Raw genomic sequence first — 18,418 nt, 5'->3', positions numbered from 1 at the left:
GCCCACCGCGTCGCGAGGCACTGAGCGATGGCCCGGCGCTGGCCGGCATGGCGTGGCGTGCTGCCGCCGGCCGCCTGGCTGATCCTGCTGGCGCTGCTGCCGTGGTGGCTGGGCCTGCCGCTGCTGCTGGCGCTGGCGATCGCGGTGACCGTCCTGCAGCAGCGGCTGGCCCGGGCACATGCCGCCCTGATCCGGCGTGCCCTGCGCTGGGGCCTGCCCGGCGTGCTGTTCGCGCTGCAACGGGTGCTGGGCGGCGATGCGTTCGCCTGGGGCGCGGCCTTGCTGGGTGCGCTGGCCGGCTACACGCTGCTGGCCGGCCTGGACGCGTGGCTCGACCGCGGGCAGCGTCGCGCGCCGGCGGCGGCGCCGTCCGCCGAGTGGCCCGAACTGGCGATGGCGCCGATCGGCCCGGCGGCGGAGATCATCGAGCTGCAACCGCCGGCCTGGCAGGTCGCCGCGGATGGCCTGCTCGATCCGCTGGGCGGTCGCGTGGCCTACCGCGATGGCGTCTACCTGTTCGAGATCGGCGGGTGCATCGACGGCGCCGGCGCGCCGGCGGCCTTCAGTCCCTGTGGCCGCTGGTTTGCCGCGCACATGCGCAGCGGCCGCGGCGTGCTGCTGTGGGATCGGCTGCGTGGGCGGCAGCATCGCCTGCGCGGCTGGCGCCTGGGTGGCTGGTATCGCGGGCAGCCGTACCTGGTTCGCCGCGACGATGACATGCCGCTGGCGCTGTCGGCGGTGCTCGGCGACGACGATGTGGAGGAAACGTGAAACTGCGGGCCACGAATCCCGTGCGGTGCTGTCGCGGGCGGTTCTCCCTTCGCGCGTCTCCGCGCATACTTGCGCCGTGAGCATGCCCGCTTCCCATCGATCGCCGTTCGCGCTGGCGCTCAGCGTGATCGTGGTATCCGCCGACAGCGGCCCGAGCCTGCGCGAATGCGTGCGCAGCGTGCTGGCCAGCACGCTGCCGCTGGAACTGATCCTGGTCGACAACGATTCGCACGACGGCGTGCCCGAGGCGATCGAGCGCGCGCATGCGCACGACACCCGCTTCCAGGTGATCTACAACTACCGCAACCTGGGCTTCGGCCCGGCGGCGAACCTCGCCGCGAAACAGGCGCACGGCCAGGCGCTGCTGATCCTCAACCCGGACTGCCTGCTGCCGCAGGGCGACCTGCAGCGCTTGCTGGACCTGCTTTCCGGGCAGCCTAGGGCGGGGCTGATCGGCGCGGTGGTGTGCGATGCCGACGGCCGGCCCGATCCGGCGTCGTGGCGTCGCGATCCGCTGCTGCAGCGTGCGCTCAACAGTCTGCTCGGCCGTGCCGGCGAAAAGGTCAACATCGAGCGGGAGATTCCGGCCGGGGTGATCGAGGCCGAGGCGATATCGGGCGCAGTGATGCTGATGCCGCGCGCGATGTTCCAGCGTCTCGGCGGTTTCGACGAGGGTTATTTCCTGCATTGCGAGGATCTGGACCTGTGCCGCCGCGTGCGCAACCTCGGCTACCAGGTGCTGCTGGCCGGCGACGTGCGCGTGCAGCACGGCAAGGGCAGCTCCAGCCGGCACCGCCCGGTGTTCGTCAGCCGCCACAAGCACCGCGGCATGTGGCGCTGGTTCCGCAAGCACGACCCGGCCGCCCGCAATCCGCTGACCGCCGGCGTGGTGTGGCTGGGCATCTGGGGGCATTTCTTGTTGCGGATCCCCGGCCAGTTGCTGCGGCGGAAAGTGGGGAGCGAGTGAAGGGAGGCGGGAAAATCGAGCAGGCAAAACCGCCTCGTAGCGTCGCAGCTTGCCTCTCGCTCCGTATTCCTCTCCATCCACTTTCCGCCCCATGAACGCACGCACCACCTCCATCCTCGCCACCCTCGGCCTGCTGGCGATGACCGCGGTATGGGGCTCCACTTTCGTGCTGATCAAGGACGTGGTGGGGCGCATGCCGGTGGCGGATTTCCTGGCCGTGCGCTTCATGATCGCCGCCGTGGCCATGCTGGTGCTGTTCGCGCGGCCGGTGTGGCGGCTCGGCCGGCGGCAGGTGCTGCATGGCCTGCTGCTGGGCGCGATCTACGGCATCGGCCAGTTGCTGCAGACCTGGGGCCTGTCACTGATCGCGCCCAGCGTCAGCGGCTTCGCCACCGGCATGTACGTGGTGTTCACGCCGATCCTGGCGCTGCTGCTGCTCGGCCAGCGCATGGCCGGTGTGGTGTGGCTGGCGGTGGGGCTGTCCACCGCCGGGCTGGCGCTGCTCTCCCTCAACGGCGTCTCGGTCGACCTCGGCGTGTGGCTCACGCTCGCCTCGGCCGCGCTGTACGCGCTGCACATCGTGTTGCTCGGGCAGTGGTCGCGCCAGGGCGAGGCGTTCGGCCTGTCGGCGGTGCAGATGGTGGCGATCGCCGCGGTCTGCCTGCTTGCCATCGTGCCGCACGCGCCGGTGCTGCCGCCGGACCGCAGCGCCTGGTTCGCGGTGCTGTACATGGCGCTGATCGCCGGCGCCGGCGCGATGCTGATGCAGACCTGGGCGCAGTCGCACCTGCCGGCCACCCGTGCGGCGATCGTGATGACCACCGAGCCGGTGTTCGCCGCCGCGTTCGCGGTACTGCTGGGCAGCGACGTACTGAGCTGGCGCATGCTGCTCGGCGGCGGGCTGATCCTGGCGGCGATGTACCTGGTCGAGCTGATGCCGCGGCGTGCGGCGCTATCCGCCGAGGCGGCGCATCACGAGGTGTGATGCCTCAGCGCCTGTCGCGTCGCCCGCGTCTGCAGCGCGACGCGCACCAGGTACACCACGATCGCCACGTTGCCGGCCAGCGCAACCAGCTTCAGCCAGCCGAAGTGGTGCAGCGTCTCGTACAGTTCCAGCGGGATCAGCGAGCCGGTGGCGATCACCGTGAACCACTCGGCCCAGTACTTGCCCAGCCACAGGCCGACGCCTTCGATGCCGAACAGCACGGCGTAGCCCAGCGCCACTATGCCGACCGCCACGAACCGGCTCGGCCCGAAATCCTGCAGCAGGCCGACCAGCTTCCAGCGCAGGCTGTTGCTGTCGGCCAGCGAGAGGTGTTCCAGCCAGTGCACCAGATGCTCGAAGTTCTGCTGGCGGTCGAGGTGGAATGCCGCCATCGCCACCAGCACCAGACAGACGGTCTTGACGATCTCGTAGACCGCGATGACGCGCAGGCCGGCATGCGGCGGGCCGGCCGCGATCGCCGCGGGAGCATGGGTGGATTCGGGAATGGGCATCGGGTGGCGGCCGAAGGAACAGCCCGTATTGTCGCCGATCCGGCACCGACTGGCCCGGGTGGAAGGGCATGGCCGCGCAGCGTCCTGGCCTGCAGCCGGCGTGAACCCGCTTCTTCCACGCGCCATGCCGCCTCGAGCTGCCACACTAGATGCCTCGGCTGGGCGTGCCGGATTCCCGCGGCAGGATCCGGCGGCGAGCCTGCCGTCCCACGTGACCACTTTCCTGTTTCGGAGACCCGCCATGTCCGATCGTGTCGAGCACTCCACCAGCGCCGCTGCAGCTTCGGGCGACGCCGAACCGCATGGTCCCTCGACCGTCGGCCTGCGCGACGCGAAGCTCGGCGGCTGGTATCGCGAGGACAGCGGCGAGCTGTTCCGCGGCATGCCGATCGGTGGCGACGACGTGGTGGTGGACGTCGGCTGCGGCGCCGGCGTCAACAGCGTGTTCTGCGCGCGCCATGGCGCCCGCGTCTACGCCATCGACCGCGAGCCGCAGGTGATCCGCGAGGTGCGCGCGCGGCTGGGCGTCGAAGCCCGCGGCGAGTACACCGCGCTGGTCAGCGATGCGAACCCGCTGCCGCTGGACGACGGCAGCGCCACGCGGGTGATCTGCACCGAGGTGCTGCAGCACGTCGATGATCCGCGCCAGATGCTGGCCGAGCTGGTGCGGGTCGGTGCGTCCGGGGCCCTTTACCTGCTCAGCGTGCCCGGTGCGCTGCAGGAAGGACTGCAGGAAAAGCTGCTGCCGCCGGCGTATCGCGAGCAACCCGGTGGCGCGCTGCGGGTGATCGGTCGGGACGAGTTCGCACAATGGGTCGGCGAGGCCGGCCTGGTGCTGCTGGAGCAGACCCAGCACGGCTTCTTCTGGTCGATCTGGTGGGCGTTGTTCTGGGGTTGCCAGGTGGAACTGTATGACCCCGCCCATCCGGTGCTCGATCACTGGACCGCCGCCTGGCAGGCGCTGCTGGACATGCCGCAGGGACAGCAGCTCAAGCAGCAACTGGACGAGTTCATGCCGATCAGTCAGATCATCGTGGCGCGCAAACCCTGAGCACGCTGTTGCGCGGTGGTGCAGCCCGACGGTGCCGGAGCTGTCGGCAACTTTGCGGCACGGCCCCTCCGGCGCAGAGGGGCCGCGCAGGCGTTCAGCAGCAGCGCCCGCCGCCGCCCTTGTAGCGCGCTTCCTGACGCTCGCGGAAGAACTCCTTGTAGCTCGGTACCGGGCGTTCGGGGTGATGCTCGCGCAGGTGCTTCACGTAGACGTCGTAGTCGGGCACGCCGCAGCACAGGCGGGCGGTTTGCACCGCCCACTTGCCTACGGAACGGAAGCTCGCATTCATCGCGTCGTCCTCAGCCGGCCACGCTGGCCAGCGCCACGTACGGTTCCTCATGCGCGGTCGGGTGGTTGGTCTGCCAGCCCCTGATCGCGGCACGCAGGCAGAAGATCACCATCGCCACGACCAGCACCATGAACAGGCCGGTCATCACCATGTCCACGTAGTTGTTGGTGACGATCTGCTGCATCTCCGCTACCGATTTGGCCGGCGCCAGCAGGTGGCCCTGCTGCATCGCGGCCGCGTACTTGTTCGCGGCTGCGGTGAAGCTGATCGGGCCGACCAGCTTCTGGTAGCCGGCGGTGAGCGTGCAGATGATCAGCCACAGCGCGGGGATGCCCGGCACCCATACGTAGCGCTCGCGCTTGAGTTTCACCACCACCACGGTGGCCAGCATCAGCGCAATCGCGGCCAGCATCTGGTTGGCGATGCCGAACAGCGGCCACAGCGTGTTGATGCCGCCGAGCGGATCGACCGCGCCCTGATACAGGAAGTAACCCCACAGCATTACGCAGATCGCGGTGGCCAGCAGGTTGCCGGTCCACGACTCGGTTTCCTGCAGGGGCTTGTGGATCAGGCCGGCGATCTCCTGGATCATGAAGCGGCCCACGCGGGTGCCGGCGTCGACCGTGGTGAGGATGAACAGCGCCTCGAACAGGATGGCGTAGTGGTACCAGAACGCCACCATGCCCTCGCCGGGGATGATGTTGTGCAGCAGCTGGGCCATGCCCACCGCCAGCGTCGGCGCGCCGCCGGCGCGGCTGAGGATGCTGTTCTCGCCGATCTCGTTGGCGGTGCGCAGCAACTCGTCCGGGGTCACCACGAAGCCCCACTGGCTGATCGTGGTGGCGGCCTGCTCCACGGTGGTGCCGATGATCGCGCCGGGCGCATTCATCGCGAAGTACACGCCCGGGTGCAGCGAGGCGGCAGCGACCAGCGCCATGATCGCCACGAACGCCTCCATCAGCATGCCGCCGTAACCGACCATGCGCGCCTGGCCTTCGTTGGCGAGCAGCTTCGGCGTGGTGCCGGAAGCGATGATCGAATGCCAGCCGGAGACCGCGCCGCAGGCGATGGTGATGAACAGGAACGGGAACAGGTTGCCGGCGAATACCGGGCCGCTGCCGTCGATGAACTTGGTTACCGCCGGCATCTGCAGCGTCGGCGCGGACAGGAAGATCGCCAGCGCGAGCAGCGCGATGGTGCCGATCTTGAGGAAGGTGGAGAGGTAGTCGCGCGGCGCCAGCAGCAGCCACACCGGCAGCACCGAGGCCACGAAGCCGTAACCGATCAGCCACCAGGCCAGCGTCTTGGCGTCCATGTCGAAGATCGGCGCCAAGGCGGCCGAGTCGGCCACGAACTTGCCGGACCAGATCGACAGCAGCAACAGCACCAGGCCGATGATCGACACCTCCAGGATGCGGCCCGGGCGGAACCAGCGCATGTAGCCGCCCATCAGGAACGCAATCGGGATCGTGGCAGCGACCGTGAAGGTGCCCCACGGGCTGTGCGTGAGCGCCTTGACCACCACTAGCGCCAGCACCGCCAGCACGATCATCATCAGCACCAGCACGCCGATCATCGCCACGATGCCGGGCATCGGGCCCAGCTCCTCGCGCAGCATGTGGCCGAGCGAGCGGGCGTCGCGGCGCAATGACAAGCCCAGGATCATGAAATCCTGCACCGCACCGGCGAACACCACGCCGAACAGGATCCACAACGTGCCGGGCAGGTAGCCCATCTGCGCGGCCAGCACCGGGCCCACCAGCGGACCGGCGCCGGCGATCGCGGCGAAGTGGTGGCCGAACACCACCCACTTGTCGGTCGGTACGTAGTCCAGGCCGTCGTTGCGCAGCACCGAGGGCGGCGCGCGGGTGGGGTCGAGCTGCAGCACCGAGTGTTCGATGAACTTGCCGTAGAAGCGGTAGCCGATCACGAAGATGGCGATCGACGCGGCGACCAGCCAGATCGCGTTGATCGGCTCGCCCCGGCGCAGGGCCACCACGCCCAGGCAGAACGCGCCGACAATGGCGATGGCGACCCACATTATCTTGCTGGCCGGACTGGGCTTGGGCATGACGGCGGCTTGCATGGGCGGGTTCTCCTGGGCAGTGCTGCAAGATTCGTCCCGCCGGCCGTGGCGGTCAATCCCGAAACCGGCAAAGCGGCATTAGCCATTGGTCGAATAGCGAAGCCCACATCGTCACGCCGTGACGAGGCGGCGACGCTACACTGGCCTCCCCGCCGACCACAAGGAATTCGTCATGCGCATCGCGGTTCGCTACGGTTTGCTGAGCCTTGTCCTCACCGTCGCCGCGCTGCCGCTGACGGCCACCGGCTCCGGTCAGTTCAAAGACCTGCTGAACAAGGTCAAGCAGTCGACGCAAACGTCCAGTTCACCGCAGCTCGGCAACAACCTGCCGACCAGCGACATCGCCGCCGGGCTCAAGGAAGCACTGGCCAAGGGCACCACCAACGCGATCAACAGCCTCGGCCGCGACGGCGGCTTCTGGAACAACAGCAAGGTGCGCATCCCGCTGCCGGGCAAGCTCGAACAGGCCGGCAAGCTGGCGCGCCAGCTGGGCCAGGGCGCCAGGGTCGACGCGTTCGAGCTGAGCATGAACCGCGCGGCGGAGAAGGCGGTGCCGCAGGTGGCCGAGATCTTCGGCGACGCGATCCGCAAGATGACGCTGGACGACGCGCGCGGCATCCTCGCCGGCGGCGACCACGCGGCCACCGACTTCTTCCGCCGCACCGCCGGCGACGCACTGACCGCGCGCATCCACCCGATCGTGGCCAAGGCCACCGACAGCGTCGGCGTCACCCAGAAGTACAAGTCGTTCACCGCCGGCGGCATGGGCGGCGAACTCGGTGGCGTGCTCGGCGCGTTCGGCGGCGGCAATTCGAACAAGGGCGGCAGCCCGCTGGACCTGGACGACTACGTAACGGCGAAAACCCTGGACGGCCTGTTCACCACCATCGGCGAGCAAGAGCAGTCGATCCGCCACAACCCCGCCGCGCGCACCACCGACCTGCTGAAGAAGGTGTTCGGCGGTTGAAGCCGCTTGCGACTTCAACAAATGGGTACGAGGCTTTGCCCGGCTTTTTCCTGTAGAGGCATGGGGCATCGCCGCTTGTACCGGCATCGCATCGACCACAGATCATCCGATAACAGTGTTCAAAGCGAGGTCCTCATGGTCCGTGAAATCCTCAAGATGGGCGACCCGCGCCTGCTGCGCATCGCGCCGCTGGTGCGCCCCGCGATGCTGGGCAGCGCGGAACTCGATGCGCTGATCGCCGACATGTTCGAGACCATGCAGGCCGCCGACGGGGTCGGCCTGGCCGCACCGCAGATCGGTGTCGATCTGCAGCTGGTGATCTTCGGCTTCGAGCATTCCGGACGCTACCCGGACGCGCCCGAAGTGCCGCGCACGATCCTGCTCAACCCGGTGATCACGCCGCTGTCGCAGGACATGGAGGAGGGCTGGGAAGGCTGCCTGTCGGTGCCCGGCCTGCGCGGCGCGGTGAACCGGTGGACGCTGATCCGCTACGAAGGTATCGACCCGAAGGGCGCGCGCATCGAACGCACCGCCGAGGGCTTCCACGCGCGCGTGGTGCAGCATGAATGCGACCACCTGATCGGGCGGCTGTACCCCTCGCGCATCACCGACTTCAGCAAGTTCGGCTACACCGACGTGCTGTTTCCGGGGCAGAACATGGAGACGGCTGATGCGCGCAATGTGGAATGACACCGTGCTCGCAGAGAGCAACGATACGGTGGTGGTCGAAGGCAATCACTATTTTCCTGCCGATTCGCTCCGACGCGAGTATTTCCGCGACAGCGATCATCACAGTGTCTGTCCGTGGAAGGGCACGGCGAGCTACTACGACCTGGTTGTCGGTGATGCGGTCAACCCGCAAGCGGCCTGGTACTACCCGCAACCGAAGGATGCCGCCGCGCAGATCAAAGGTCGCGTGGCGTTCTGGCATGGTGTCGAGGTGATGGGCTGAGCACCTCGGCTGCCATCGAGTCCCCCATGCTGGTGAGTATCGCGGCCGGCTGATGCCCATGCGCAGCCGACGGCTACGCATGGGCATTGTTGTCGTCAGTGCTTTTGATCCTGCGCGGCCTTGGCTACCGATTCCGCGTCGTCGAACCGCCACGCCGGCTTGTTCGTCCCGTCGAGGCTCAACTGCGCGCGCGGGAGGCCGTCCTTGCCGTTGAGCTTGATGTGGGCGCTGTTGGTATCGGTGCCCAATTCAATGCCGGTGTCCTTCGCCTTGGGATCGCCGTAGTTGATGATCATCCCGGCAAAGCCTTCCTTGTCGTCGACCATCATGCCGATCGCATCATAGGGCGGAGTGGCCCGGTCCAATCCGAACACGGCACGCCCCATGCCCATGTAGCCCATGCCACCGCGCTCATTGCCCTTCGGGTCGTACAGCGTCAAGCCGTAGTTGTCGCCATCGCCGATGCGCTTGTAGCTCTTGCCGCCAATGAAGGGTGCGGGCATCTGCCCGAGGGCGAGGCGGTCCGCGCCGGTCGTGCCGAGGAAGATGATGCCGTCCGAGGCATCGTCCTTGCGCATGCGGTCCTTGCTGGCCGGTACCGGTGCGCCGATCAGGATGCGGTCGTGTCCCTGCGCATCGGTGATCACCAGGCCCTGTGCCCGGAGAATCGGGTCTGGTCTGGTCGGTGTGTCTGGCTTGCGCAGCAATGACACGGCAGCCAGTGCGATCACCGCCAGCAGGGCGATGATCACCAGGGTGCGCAAACGCGCAACTTCCCGTTGCAAGCGATTCCAGTCTTCCACGCGGACGGCGGTCTGTTCGGACATGCGTTGTCTTCCTTTTCCGGGTTGGGGATGCTGCGCCGGGCAGCCACGCGACGCGACATGCCGCGGATGCGCGCAGTTCTCGCAGCTTATCGGCTGCGCGGGTGCTGGTGCACGCGGAAACGCGGCCTGAACTTGCGATGGCGTAAGCTGCCTGAGGGCGGGTCTCTGCCCTGGAGAAGTTCGGTGAAGAAAGAAGATGAAACGCACATGCAGATCGTCTCGGCGGACATCAGCTCGGAGACGCTGACCGGCATGGTGATCTTCCGGCCGCATTGCATGTCCCGTGCGGGGCGCAAGGTGGACGAAGCTGGCAAGGGCGGCAACTGGTATGCCTTGCGTCCCGCCGAGGTGCGCAGCTTCGCCCGGGCGCTGCTGGATGCGGCCGATACGCTGGACCTGAAAACGAAGACGCTGCAGGCGGCGAAGACGGCGGCGGGCTGACTGCAGTGCCGGCGCGCAAGTCGCTCAGTCGTGCCGGTAGCGGTTGATAGTGTCGCGCAACTCGCTGGCGGCGGAACGTGCCGCCGCGGCGAAGTCCGCGCCGTGGCCGGCATACAGGATCGCGCGCGACGAGCTGATCAGCAGTCCCGTGCCGGCGGCCGTGCGGCCATGGCGCAGCACGGCTTCCACGTCGCCACCTTGCGCGCCGATGCCGGGTACCAACAGCGGCATGTCGCCGACCAGCGCGCGCACCTTGCCCAGTTCCTCCGGCCAGGTGGCGCCGGTGACCAGCGCGCAGTTGCCGTGGCCGTTCCATTCGCGGGCAACCTTCTCGGCCACGCGCAGATAGAGCGGAATGCCGCCGCAGTCCAGCGCCTGGAAATCCGCGCCGCCAGGGTTGGAGGTACGGCAGAGCAGGATCACGCCCTTGTCGGCGCGGTCGAGAAAGGGCTGGATCGAGTCGCGGCCGAGGTAGGGGTTGAGCGTCACCGCGTCGGCGCGGTAGCGCTCGAATGCCTCGCTGGCGTAGTGCTGTGCGGTGGAGCCGATGTCGCCGCGCTTGGCATCGAGGATCACCGGCACGCCGGGATGCTTGGCGTGGATGTGCGCGATCAGCCGTTCCAGCGTGTCCTCGGCGCGCAGCGCGGCAAAATGCGCGATCTGTGGCTTGAACGCGCAGACCAGGTCGGCGGTGGCGTCGACGATGGCGGCGCAGAACGCGAACACCATGTCGGGCGCATGGCGCAGGTGCGCAGGAAATTTCGACGGTTCCGGATCCAAGCCCACGCAGACCAGTGTGTCGTGCTGTTGCCAGCGCTGCTTGAGGGTGTCGGAGAAGCGCATGTCATGGCCTGGATCGGAGTGGTCGCCATTCTAACCTCACGCTGAACCAGCGTCTCAGGCCTTAAATGCCTCAGGCCTTCATAAGGATGCCGGCATTACGGTTGCATCCGCGGTCTGGCGAGGAGTGTGGACATGAACCAAGATCCGGTTTCCCAATCCAGGCGCCGCTTCCTGGGTGTGCTGGGTAGCGCGGCTGCGATGGGTGCGCTGGCGCCGGTTTCGCTGCGGGCTGGCGTCATCGGCGACAGCGCTGCCAACGCCGTTTTGACGCTGGCCACGTCAGCCAAGGGGCGCCCCATTGCGCAACAACTGATCGGGCTCAGCTTCGAGACCTGGCAACTGGGCGGTCCTGGGTTCTTTTTGTCGAGCGATCCTGGGTTCTTTTCGTCGAGCAATGAGGCGCTGGTTGGACTGCTGCGGCGACTGAACCCCGCTGGTGTGCTTCGTATCGGCGGCATCACCAGTGACTTTGCGTTATGGAGTGAATATCGGGGCCAGCTGCCGGCAATCGAGCACTCCTACACGGTAACGCCCGCGCAACTTGCGCAGCTCGCTGGGTTCCTCAAGGCCACGGGATGGAAGCTGATCTTCGGCCTGGGTCTGTTCCACACACCGCCAGCGATGGCGGCTGAATTGGCCGCGGCAGTGCAACGGGCCGTGGGGGATCAGCTGTTGGCGATCCAGATCGGCAACGAGCCTGATGGCTACCGGCGCTCCGATGGTCATACGTCCAGCTTTGATGACTATATGGCTCTGTGGCGGGCAAGTGCCGAGGCAATCCGGCAACGGGTGGCGGTGCCGCTCGCCGGGCCGGACACGGCAGTACGCTCCGATTGGGTATTGAAGTTCGCGGACCAGGCGGAAGGCGTCGTAGCCTTGTCGCGGCACTACTATCGCGGCGCGGCATTCGATCCGACCAGCACGATCAACCAGTTGCTGTCAGGCGCCTCCGGGTTTACCACCGAAGTGGCGGCCATTATCCGGGTGGCCGACGCCAGACAGCTGCCGTTCCTGCTCAGCGAGGTCAATTCGTATGCGGGCGGCAAACCTGGCGTGAGCGATACCTTCGCCTCGGCGTTGTGGGGCGGTGATTTCGCCCTGGCCTGCGCGCAGGCAGGTGCGCACGGCATCAACATCCACTGCGATATGAGGCCGGTGCCAAGAACGCTACTGGACGCGGACGAAAACGCATTGGCGAAGTTACGAGGCGACGACCTGAAGGCGTGGTTGGACACGATCAGCGGACACTACACGCCCATCGCCGGCCATGTGGGGCTGGGCTGGTACGCGCGACCCTTGTATTACGGCCTGTTGCTCGCCCAGCAGTTTGGCGGTGCTCGCTTCGTCGAGAGCCAACTGTCTACCGAAGGCCTCAACCTTACGGCATACGCCGCCGACAAAGGCGAGCGTCGCCTGGTCGCCCTTTTCAACAAGGATCTCGATCGCGACGCGGTCGTACGCTTGGAACCGGGCAGGCGTGCGTCGCGATTGCGTCTCTGGCGGTTGGAGGCGGCCTCGATAACCGAAATGCACGACGTGCGCCTAGCGGGCAGTGAGGTCGATGGATGGGGCAATTGGTCGCCACGGCACGAAGAAACCATCCCTGTCGATGACGGCTACGGCTGGGTGAGGCTTCCGCGCGGCAGTGCCGCGCTCGCCTTCATTGAAGCTTGAGTCCACGTTCTACCAAAGCGATACGTGGCAAGGCATCACGCCAGCTTCTTGTACTTCACCCGGTGCGGCCGCGCACCCTCGTCGCCGAGACGACGCTTCTTGTCCGCCTCGTACTCGTTGTAGTTGCCGGGGAAGAACTCGACGTGCGAGTCGCCTTCGAACGCGATGATGTGGGTGGCGATGCGGTCGAGGAACCAGCGGTCATGCGAGATCACCATCGCGCAGCCGGGGAATTCCAGCAGGGCGTCTTCCAGCGCGCGCAGGGTTTCCACGTCGAGGTCGTTGGACGGTTCGTCGAGCAGCAGCACGTTGCCGCCCTGCAGCAGGGTCTTGGCCATGTGCAGGCGGCCGCGCTCGCCGCCGGACAGGCTGCCGACGATCTTCTGCTGGTCGGTGCCCTTGAAGTTGAAGCGACCGATGTACGCGCGCGACTGGATCTCGAAGTTGCCGATGGTGAGGATGTCCGAGCCGCCGGACACTTCCTGCCACACGTTGTTCTTCGGGTCGAGCGCCTCGCGCGACTGGTCGACATAGGCCAGCTTGGTGGTGTGGCCCAGCTTCACCTCGCCCGAGTCCGGCGTCTCCTTGCCCATGATCATCTTCATCAGGGTGGACTTGCCGGCGCCGTTCGGGCCGATCACGCCGATGATGGCGCCCGGCGGCACCTTGAACGACAGGTCCTCGATCAGCACGCGGTCGCCGAACGACTTGGTGACGTTCTTGAACTCGATCACCTCCTGGCCCAGGCGCTCGCCCGGCGGGATGAAGATCTCGTTGGTCTCGTTGCGGCGCTGGTAGTCGACCGAGTTCAGTTCCTCGAAGCGGGCCAGGCGGGCCTTGCCCTTGGACTGGCGGCCCTTGGCGGCCGAACGCACCCACTCCAGCTCCTTCGCGATCGCCTTCTGGCGCGACTTCTCCTGGTTCGCTTCCTGCTTCAGGCGGGCGTCCTTCTGCTCCAGCCACTCGGTGTAGTTGCCCTTCCACGGAATGCCGCGGCCGCGGTCGAGTTCGAGGATCCACTCGGCGGCGTTGTCGAGGAAGTAGCGGTCATGGGTGACCGCCACCACGGTGCCGGGGTAGTCGTGCAGGAACTGCTCCAGCCAGTCCACCGATTCGGCGTCCAGGTGGTTGGTCGGTTCGTCCAGCAGCAGCATGTCCGGCTTGGACAGCAGCAGGCGGCACAGCGCCACGCGGCGCTTCTCGCCGCCGGACAACGGGCCGACCTTGGCTTCCCACGGCGGCAGGCGCAGCGCGTCGGCGGCCACTTCCAGCTGGCGCTCCAGCGCGTGCGCGTCGTTTGCGGCCAGCAGGTTTTCCAGCTGTTCCTGTTCCTTGGCCAGCTTGTCGAAATCCGCGCCGTCCTCGGCGTAGGCGGCGTAGACCTCCTCCAGCCGCTTCTGCGCATCGAGGACCACGGACACGCCTTCTTCCACCACCTCGCGCACGGTCTTCTCCGGATTCAGGTCCGGCTCCTGCGCCAGGTAGCCGATCTTGGTGCCCGGCTGCGCGCGCGCCTCGCCCTGGAAGTCGGTATCCACGCCGGCCATGATCTTCAGCACGGTGGACTTGCCCGCGCCGTTGACGCCGAGCAGGCCGATCTTCGCGCCGGGGAAGAAGCTGAGCGAGATGTCCTTGATGATCTGCCGCTTCGGCGGGACGATCTTGCTGACCCCGTTCATGGTGTAGATGTACTGCGAGCTCATGCAACCTCCGAAAGCGGGCACCGCGCCGTCGGCAAGGCGGCCACGGTAAAGGGAATTCGTCAAACCGCGTATTATAGCGTTTGCGGCCCGCTACCGGGGCCGATCGGTGGCTCGGCCGGGCGGTGGTCGCAACCGTGCGGCAGCGCTACACTTTCCGGTTGAACCCGCACCCCCACCTGCCGAGGCCAGAATGTTTCCGAAGAACTGCACGATCGCCGGTTATGACGACGAACTGGCCAAGGCCATCGCGGACGAGGGCCAGCGCCAGGAAGACCACGTCGAGCTGATCGCCTCGGAGAACTACGCCAGCCCGCGGGTGATGGAAGCGCAGGGCTCCAAGCTCACCAACAAGTACGCCGAGGGCTACCCGGGCAAGCGCTACTACGGCGGCTGCGAGTACGTGGACGTGGCCGAGCGGCTGGCGATCGAGCGGCTGAAGCAGCTGTTCGACTGCGACTACGCCAACGTGCAGCCGCACTCCGGCTCGCAGGCGAACCAGGCGGTGTATCTGGCGCTGCTGCAGCCGGGCGACACCATCCTGGGCATGTCGCTCGCCCACGGCGGGCATCTCACCCACGGCGCCAAGGTCAACATCAGCGGCAAGCTGTTCCACGCGGTGCAGTACGGCGTCGATGAGAACGGCCTGATCGACTATGACGAGCTGCAGCGCCTGGCCACCGAACACCAGCCGAAGATGCTGGTCGGCGGCTTCAGCGCCTACTCGCAGGTCATCGACTGGGCGCGCATGCGCCGGATCGCCGATTCGGTCGGCGCGCTGTTCTTCGTCGACATGGCGCACGTCGCCGGCCTGGTCGCCGCCGGCGTGTATCCGAGCCCGCTGCCGCATGCGCACGTGGTCACCTCGACCACGCACAAGACCATGCGTGGCCCACGCGGCGGTTTCATCGTGGCCAAGGGCGCCGGCGAGGAGATCGAGAAGAAGCTCCAGTCGATCGTATTCCCCGGCATCCAGGGCGGCCCGCTGATGCACGTGATCGCGGCCAAGGCGGTGGCCTTCAAGGAAGCGCTGGAGCCGGCGTTCAAGGAATACCAGACGCAGGTGGTGAAGAACGCCAAGGCGATGGCGAAGACGTTCATCGAACGCGGTTACAAGATCGTCTCCGGCGGCACCGAGAACCACCTGATGCTGGTCGACATGATCGGCAAGCCGATCACCGGCAAGGACGCCGAGGCCGCGCTGGGCAAGGCGCACATCACGGTCAACAAGAACGCCGTGCCGAATGACCCGCAGAAGCCGTTCGTCACCTCCGGCCTGCGCGTGGGCACCCCCGCCGCCACCACCCGCGGCTACAAGGAAGCGGACTGTGTGGAACTGGCCGGCTGGATCTGTGACGTGCTGGACGCGCCGACCGACGCGGCGGTAATCGCCGCGGTGCGCGTCAAGGTCGAGGCGCAGTGCAAGAAGTTCCCGGTGTATGGCTGAGTTGCCAGGATTCGGGAGATGGGATTCGGGATCCGGAAGAGCCCCGGTCTCGCGAGCTTCCCGCTTTTCCGAATCCCAAACCCCGAGTCCCGAATCCCGCCGCTGAATGCACTGCCCCTTCTGCCAGCACGAAGACACCCGCGTGATCGACTCACGGCTCACTGAGGACGGTGCCAGCGTGCGTCGTCGGCGCGAGTGCGAGCAGTGCGGCGAGCGCTTCAACACGTTCGAGACGGCGGAGTTGAAGCTGCCGGCGATCGTGAAGAGCGGCGAGCGGCGCGAGGCGTTCGACGAACGCAAGCTGCGGGTGAGTTTCGAGCGGGCGCTGCAGAAGCGCCCAGTGGCCAGCGACGCGGTGGACGCGGCGGTACGCGCCATCGTCAACGACCTGCGCCGCAGTAGCGAGCGCGAGGTGCCGTCGCGCCAGGTCGGCGAACTGGTGATGCGCGAGCTGAAGAACCTCGACCAGGTCGCCTACGTGCGCTTCGCCTCGGTCTACCGCAAGTTCGAGGACGTGCACGCGTTCCGCGAGGAGATCGAGAAGCTCGAGCGCGACCTGCCGGGATTGTCCGATTTGCAGCTGCCCCTGCTAGGCGGCGGCAAGCGCAAACCGTAGGAACCCGCTGGCGGCCAATGCTCTTGTCGTTACGAATCCCGAATCCCGGCCCCAAGAGCATCGCCCGCCAGCGGGCTCCTACAATTGACGTATGACATTTTCCGGCCCTGATCACACCCACATGGCGCATGCCCTGCGCCTGGCCGAGCACGGCCTGTACACCACCCAGCCGAACCCGCGCGTGGGCTGCGTGATCGCGCATGGCGATGAGGTGGTCGGCACCGGCTTTCATCGACGCGCCGGCGAGCCGCATGCCGAGGTGTTCGCGCTGCGCGAAGCGGGTGAGCGGGCGCGCGGCGCCACCGCTTACGTGACGCTGGAGCCGTGCGCGCACCACGGCCGCACTCCACCGTGCGCCGATGTGCTGGTGGCCGCCGGCGTCGGGCGGGTGGTGATTGCGGCCGAGGACCCGTTCCCGCAGGTCAACGGCCACGGCATCGGCAAGCTGCGCGCCGCCGGCATCGCGGTCGAGCGGGGCCTGATGCGCGAAGCCGCGCGCGAGCTGAACTGCGGCTTCTTCAGCCGGATCGAGCGCGGCCGCCCGTTCGTACGGGTGAAGCTGGCGATGAGCCTGGACGGCCGCACCGCGCTGGCCAGCGGCGAATCGAAATGGATTACCGGCGCGGCCGCGCGCGCCGACGTGCAGCGCTGGCGCGCGCGCAGCAGCGCCATCCTCAGCGGCAGCGGCACGGTGCTGGCCGACGACCCGCAGCTCACCGTGCGCCTGCCCGACGACAAGGAGTTCCTGCTGCCGCTGCGCGTCGTACTGGACCGCCAGCTGCGCACGCCGGCCGGCAGCCATGTGCTGGACGGTTCGGCGCCCACCCTGCTGCTGCATGGGGCGGCAGCCTCCTGCAACGATGACCGCTTCGCGCGGGTCGAGCGGGTGGCGCTGGCCATGCATGGGGACCTGCTCGACCTGCGCGCCGTGCTGGCCCTGCTGGCCGGGCGCGGCTGCAACGAGGTCCACGTGGAGGCCGGGCCCACCCTGTGCGGTGCGCTGTTCGCCGCCGGCCTGGTCGACGAACTGCTGCTCTACGTCGCGCCGCTGCTGCTGGGCGACAGCGCGCGCCCGCTGTTGCGGTTACCCCCGCTCGGCGAGATGGCGCGGTGCTGGCAGCTGCGGATGGTCGACCAGCGCATGCTCGGCGCCGACTGGCGGCTGCAGCTGCGCCCGGCGTGACCCCTTTAGCCGTATGGCCGTGCGCCCCGGCGAACGCTGCATTCGCCATGGCGGCACGCGAGCCGGCGTGGCGACGGTGCTAGACTTCGCCAGCCGGCGATGTCGGCAGACATTACCTAGCGTCTTCAGGGCGGGGTGAAATTCCCCACCGGCGGTAGGCCCCGGTTTTTACGGTTTAGGGGCGAGCCCGCGAGCGCTCACGGCGACCGCCGTGAGGTCAGCAGATCCGGTCCGATGCCGGAGCCGACGGTTGGAAGCGGGCGACTGCTTCCTTACAGTCCGGATAAAGAGAAGACGGCAAGGCGGGCGCCTCGCGGCGCGTGCCCGGCCTCATGCCTTGAGGCGTACTCGCTCACAACATGCGGGATACGTTTCATGAAAGCCATCGCATCCATGCGGTCCATCGCCCTCCCGCCGGAGCTGCGCTGATGTTCACCGGCATCATCCAGTCCGTGGGCCGCGTGGCGCGCCTCGAACCGCGCGGCGGTGACGTGCGGCTGCACGTCGATACCGCCGGCCTCGACCTTGCCGACACGCAGCTGGGCGACTCGATCGCCGTCTCCGGCGTATGCCTCACCGCGATCGCGCTGGAGCCGCATGGCTTCAGCGCCGACGTCTCCAACGAGACCTTGTCGCTGACGTCGCTGGGCCAGCTGAAAGCCGGCGACCCGGTGAACCTGGAAAAGGCGCTGCGCCTGGCTGACCGGCTCGGCGGCCATCTGGTCTCCGGCCATGTCGACGGCCTGGGCAAGGTGGTCTCGATCACGCCGGATGGCCGTTCGCAGCGCTGGACCTTCGAGGTGCCTGCCAACCTGGCGCGCTACATCGCGGCGAAGGGTTCGGTGTGCATCGACGGCACCAGCCTCACCGTCAACGAGGTGGCCGGCAACCGCTTCGGCATCAACCTGATCCCGCACACGGTCGAGCACACCGCGTTCCACGCGCGTCGCGTCGGTGACGCGGTGAACATCGAGGTGGACGTGGTGGCGCGCTACATCGAGCGGCTGTTGTCGCGGGGCGAGACGCCAAAGCTGGACGAGGCGTTCCTGAAGCAGCACGGCTTTGCCTGACAGCAAGCCCCTCTCCCGTCGGGAGGGGGGTTGGGGT

At 67.5% G+C, this 18,418-nt stretch carries 19 protein-coding genes and 1 riboswitch; of the genes, 13 read left to right on the top strand and 6 right to left on the bottom strand.

Features of this window, described 5'->3' with window-relative positions:
• Positions 1 to 27 precede the first annotated feature (27 nt).
• The 3 genes from UUA_RS08535 to UUA_RS08525 all read left to right on the top strand — a co-directional run bounded on the left by UUA_RS08535 (position 28) and on the right by UUA_RS08525 (position 2,723).
• Positions 28 to 771, top strand: coding sequence for a hypothetical protein (locus UUA_RS08535; protein WP_008435959.1), 744 nt, complete (start codon positions 28 to 30; stop codon positions 769 to 771).
• A gap of 82 nt (positions 772 to 853) precedes the next feature.
• Positions 854 to 1,738, top strand: coding sequence for a glycosyltransferase family 2 protein (locus tag UUA_RS08530; protein ID WP_008435957.1), 885 nt, complete (start codon positions 854 to 856; stop codon positions 1,736 to 1,738).
• A 91-nt stretch (positions 1,739 to 1,829) separates the two neighbouring features.
• Positions 1,830 to 2,723, top strand: a complete 894-nt coding sequence (locus tag UUA_RS08525; RefSeq protein WP_008435955.1) for a DMT family transporter — start codon at positions 1,830 to 1,832, stop codon at positions 2,721 to 2,723.
• Here UUA_RS08525 and UUA_RS08520 read toward each other — a convergent pair.
• Positions 2,711 to 3,235, bottom strand: coding sequence for a DUF2127 domain-containing protein (locus tag UUA_RS08520; RefSeq protein WP_008435953.1), 525 nt, complete (start codon positions 3,233 to 3,235; stop codon positions 2,711 to 2,713). The genes UUA_RS08525 and UUA_RS08520 overlap by 13 nt on opposite strands.
• Positions 3,236 to 3,476: 241 nt before the next feature.
• Between UUA_RS08520 and UUA_RS08515 the strand changes: the two genes are divergently transcribed.
• Positions 3,477 to 4,286: a class I SAM-dependent methyltransferase gene (locus tag UUA_RS08515; RefSeq protein ID WP_008435951.1), complete on the top strand. Its 810-nt coding sequence runs from the start codon at positions 3,477 to 3,479 to the stop codon at positions 4,284 to 4,286.
• A gap of 94 nt (positions 4,287 to 4,380) precedes the next feature.
• Here UUA_RS08515 and UUA_RS08510 read toward each other — a convergent pair whose 3' ends face one another.
• Positions 4,381 to 4,575 carry a YbdD/YjiX family protein gene (locus tag UUA_RS08510; protein ID WP_008435948.1) on the bottom strand — a complete coding sequence of 65 codons (195 nt, stop codon included), beginning with the start codon at positions 4,573 to 4,575 and terminating at the stop codon, positions 4,381 to 4,383.
• Between the two features lie 10 nt (positions 4,576 to 4,585).
• Positions 4,586 to 6,661, bottom strand: coding sequence for a carbon starvation CstA family protein (locus tag UUA_RS08505; RefSeq protein WP_008435947.1), 2,076 nt, complete (start codon positions 6,659 to 6,661; stop codon positions 4,586 to 4,588).
• A gap of 172 nt (positions 6,662 to 6,833) precedes the next feature.
• Here UUA_RS08505 and UUA_RS08500 point away from each other — a divergent pair, with 172 nt between their 5' ends.
• The 3 genes from UUA_RS08500 (at position 6,834) to UUA_RS08490 (ending at position 8,580) form a co-directional block, all read left to right on the top strand.
• Complete coding sequence (locus UUA_RS08500; protein ID WP_008435946.1) at positions 6,834 to 7,628, top strand: DUF4197 domain-containing protein; 795 nt, start codon at positions 6,834 to 6,836, stop codon at positions 7,626 to 7,628.
• 135 nt (positions 7,629 to 7,763) lie between these two features.
• Entirely contained in the window at positions 7,764 to 8,318 is a 555-nt protein-coding gene (gene def / locus UUA_RS08495) for a peptide deformylase (protein WP_008435945.1), read from the top strand.
• Complete coding sequence (locus UUA_RS08490; RefSeq protein WP_153022806.1) at positions 8,299 to 8,580, top strand: DUF427 domain-containing protein; 282 nt, start codon at positions 8,299 to 8,301, stop codon at positions 8,578 to 8,580. The genes def and UUA_RS08490 overlap by 20 nt, the downstream gene beginning before the upstream one ends.
• A gap of 95 nt (positions 8,581 to 8,675) precedes the next feature.
• Here the strand turns inward: UUA_RS08490 and UUA_RS08485 are convergent, their stop codons facing one another.
• Entirely contained in the window at positions 8,676 to 9,407 is a 732-nt protein-coding gene (locus tag UUA_RS08485; protein ID WP_008435943.1) for a hypothetical protein, read from the bottom strand.
• 207 nt (positions 9,408 to 9,614) lie between these two features.
• Between UUA_RS08485 and UUA_RS08480 the strand changes: the two genes are divergently transcribed.
• The gene (locus UUA_RS08480; RefSeq protein WP_008435942.1) at positions 9,615 to 9,848 is read left to right on the top strand and encodes a hypothetical protein; all 234 of its coding nucleotides are present in this window, start codon (positions 9,615 to 9,617) and stop codon (positions 9,846 to 9,848) included.
• A 24-nt stretch (positions 9,849 to 9,872) separates the two neighbouring features.
• On the opposite strand, the gene pyrF is transcribed toward UUA_RS08480, so the two are convergent.
• Positions 9,873 to 10,691, bottom strand: a complete 819-nt coding sequence (gene pyrF / locus UUA_RS08475; protein ID WP_008435941.1) for an orotidine-5'-phosphate decarboxylase — start codon at positions 10,689 to 10,691, stop codon at positions 9,873 to 9,875.
• 132 nt (positions 10,692 to 10,823) lie between these two features.
• On the opposite strand from pyrF, the gene UUA_RS08470 reads away from it, so the two are divergent.
• A complete protein-coding gene (locus UUA_RS08470) occupies positions 10,824 to 12,365 on the top strand; it encodes a hypothetical protein (protein ID WP_008435934.1) in 1,542 nt (513 codons plus the stop codon).
• A 35-nt stretch (positions 12,366 to 12,400) separates the two neighbouring features.
• Here UUA_RS08470 and ettA read toward each other — a convergent pair whose 3' ends face one another.
• Complete coding sequence (gene ettA, locus UUA_RS08465) at positions 12,401 to 14,068, bottom strand: energy-dependent translational throttle protein EttA (RefSeq protein WP_008435933.1); 1,668 nt, start codon at positions 14,066 to 14,068, stop codon at positions 12,401 to 12,403.
• Between the two features lie 190 nt (positions 14,069 to 14,258).
• Between ettA and glyA the strand changes: the two genes are divergently transcribed.
• The 4 genes from glyA to UUA_RS08445 all read left to right on the top strand — a co-directional run bounded on the left by glyA (position 14,259) and on the right by UUA_RS08445 (position 18,381).
• Positions 14,259 to 15,512 carry a serine hydroxymethyltransferase gene (gene glyA, locus UUA_RS08460; RefSeq protein ID WP_008435932.1) on the top strand — a complete coding sequence of 418 codons (1,254 nt, stop codon included), beginning with the start codon at positions 14,259 to 14,261 and terminating at the stop codon, positions 15,510 to 15,512.
• Between the two features lie 106 nt (positions 15,513 to 15,618).
• The gene (gene nrdR / locus UUA_RS08455) at positions 15,619 to 16,128 is read left to right on the top strand and encodes a transcriptional regulator NrdR (RefSeq protein WP_008435931.1); all 510 of its coding nucleotides are present in this window, start codon (positions 15,619 to 15,621) and stop codon (positions 16,126 to 16,128) included.
• Between the two features lie 121 nt (positions 16,129 to 16,249).
• A complete protein-coding gene (gene ribD / locus UUA_RS08450) occupies positions 16,250 to 17,311 on the top strand; it encodes a bifunctional diaminohydroxyphosphoribosylaminopyrimidine deaminase/5-amino-6-(5-phosphoribosylamino)uracil reductase RibD (protein ID WP_008435930.1) in 1,062 nt (353 codons plus the stop codon).
• 117 nt (positions 17,312 to 17,428) lie between these two features.
• A riboswitch (FMN riboswitch) is annotated at positions 17,429 to 17,611 on the top strand.
• Positions 17,612 to 17,739: 128 nt separating this feature from the next.
• The gene (locus UUA_RS08445) at positions 17,740 to 18,381 is read left to right on the top strand and encodes a riboflavin synthase (RefSeq protein WP_008435929.1); all 642 of its coding nucleotides are present in this window, start codon (positions 17,740 to 17,742) and stop codon (positions 18,379 to 18,381) included.
• Positions 18,382 to 18,418: the final 37 nt, after the last annotated feature.

It is taken from the genome of Rhodanobacter thiooxydans LCS2 (genome assembly GCF_000264375.1).
Lineage (GTDB): Bacteria > Pseudomonadota > Gammaproteobacteria > Xanthomonadales > Rhodanobacteraceae > Rhodanobacter > Rhodanobacter thiooxydans.
This window is presented reverse-complemented; position numbering and strand designations above follow the sequence as displayed.

What these genes read in the sequence shown, in the direction of transcription:
- nrdR (WP_008435931.1), top strand. Translation starts at nt 15,619, where the DNA reads ATGCACTGCCCCTTCTGCCAGCACGAAGACACCCGCGTGATCGACTCA.
- UUA_RS08515 (WP_008435951.1), top strand. Translation starts at nt 3,477, where the DNA reads ATGTCCGATCGTGTCGAGCACTCCACCAGCGCCGCTGCAGCTTCGGGC.
- def (WP_008435945.1), top strand. Translation starts at nt 7,764, where the DNA reads ATGGTCCGTGAAATCCTCAAGATGGGCGACCCGCGCCTGCTGCGCATC.
- UUA_RS08480 (WP_008435942.1), top strand. Translation starts at nt 9,615, where the DNA reads ATGCAGATCGTCTCGGCGGACATCAGCTCGGAGACGCTGACCGGCATG.
- UUA_RS08510 (WP_008435948.1), bottom strand. Translation starts at nt 4,575, where the DNA reads ATGAATGCGAGCTTCCGTTCCGTAGGCAAGTGGGCGGTGCAAACCGCC.
- pyrF (WP_008435941.1), bottom strand. Translation starts at nt 10,691, where the DNA reads ATGCGCTTCTCCGACACCCTCAAGCAGCGCTGGCAACAGCACGACACA.
- ettA (WP_008435933.1), bottom strand. Translation starts at nt 14,068, where the DNA reads ATGAGCTCGCAGTACATCTACACCATGAACGGGGTCAGCAAGATCGTC.
- UUA_RS08490 (WP_153022806.1), top strand. Translation starts at nt 8,299, where the DNA reads ATGCGCGCAATGTGGAATGACACCGTGCTCGCAGAGAGCAACGATACG.
- UUA_RS08535 (WP_008435959.1), top strand. Translation starts at nt 28, where the DNA reads ATGGCCCGGCGCTGGCCGGCATGGCGTGGCGTGCTGCCGCCGGCCGCC.
- UUA_RS08505 (WP_008435947.1), bottom strand. Translation starts at nt 6,661, where the DNA reads ATGCAAGCCGCCGTCATGCCCAAGCCCAGTCCGGCCAGCAAGATAATG.
- UUA_RS08485 (WP_008435943.1), bottom strand. Translation starts at nt 9,407, where the DNA reads ATGTCCGAACAGACCGCCGTCCGCGTGGAAGACTGGAATCGCTTGCAA.
- UUA_RS08500 (WP_008435946.1), top strand. Translation starts at nt 6,834, where the DNA reads ATGCGCATCGCGGTTCGCTACGGTTTGCTGAGCCTTGTCCTCACCGTC.
- UUA_RS08520 (WP_008435953.1), bottom strand. Translation starts at nt 3,235, where the DNA reads ATGCCCATTCCCGAATCCACCCATGCTCCCGCGGCGATCGCGGCCGGC.
- glyA (WP_008435932.1), top strand. Translation starts at nt 14,259, where the DNA reads ATGTTTCCGAAGAACTGCACGATCGCCGGTTATGACGACGAACTGGCC.
- ribD (WP_008435930.1), top strand. Translation starts at nt 16,250, where the DNA reads ATGGCGCATGCCCTGCGCCTGGCCGAGCACGGCCTGTACACCACCCAG.
- UUA_RS08445 (WP_008435929.1), top strand. Translation starts at nt 17,740, where the DNA reads ATGTTCACCGGCATCATCCAGTCCGTGGGCCGCGTGGCGCGCCTCGAA.
- UUA_RS08525 (WP_008435955.1), top strand. Translation starts at nt 1,830, where the DNA reads ATGAACGCACGCACCACCTCCATCCTCGCCACCCTCGGCCTGCTGGCG.
- UUA_RS08470 (WP_008435934.1), top strand. Translation starts at nt 10,824, where the DNA reads ATGAACCAAGATCCGGTTTCCCAATCCAGGCGCCGCTTCCTGGGTGTG.
- UUA_RS08530 (WP_008435957.1), top strand. Translation starts at nt 854, where the DNA reads ATGCCCGCTTCCCATCGATCGCCGTTCGCGCTGGCGCTCAGCGTGATC.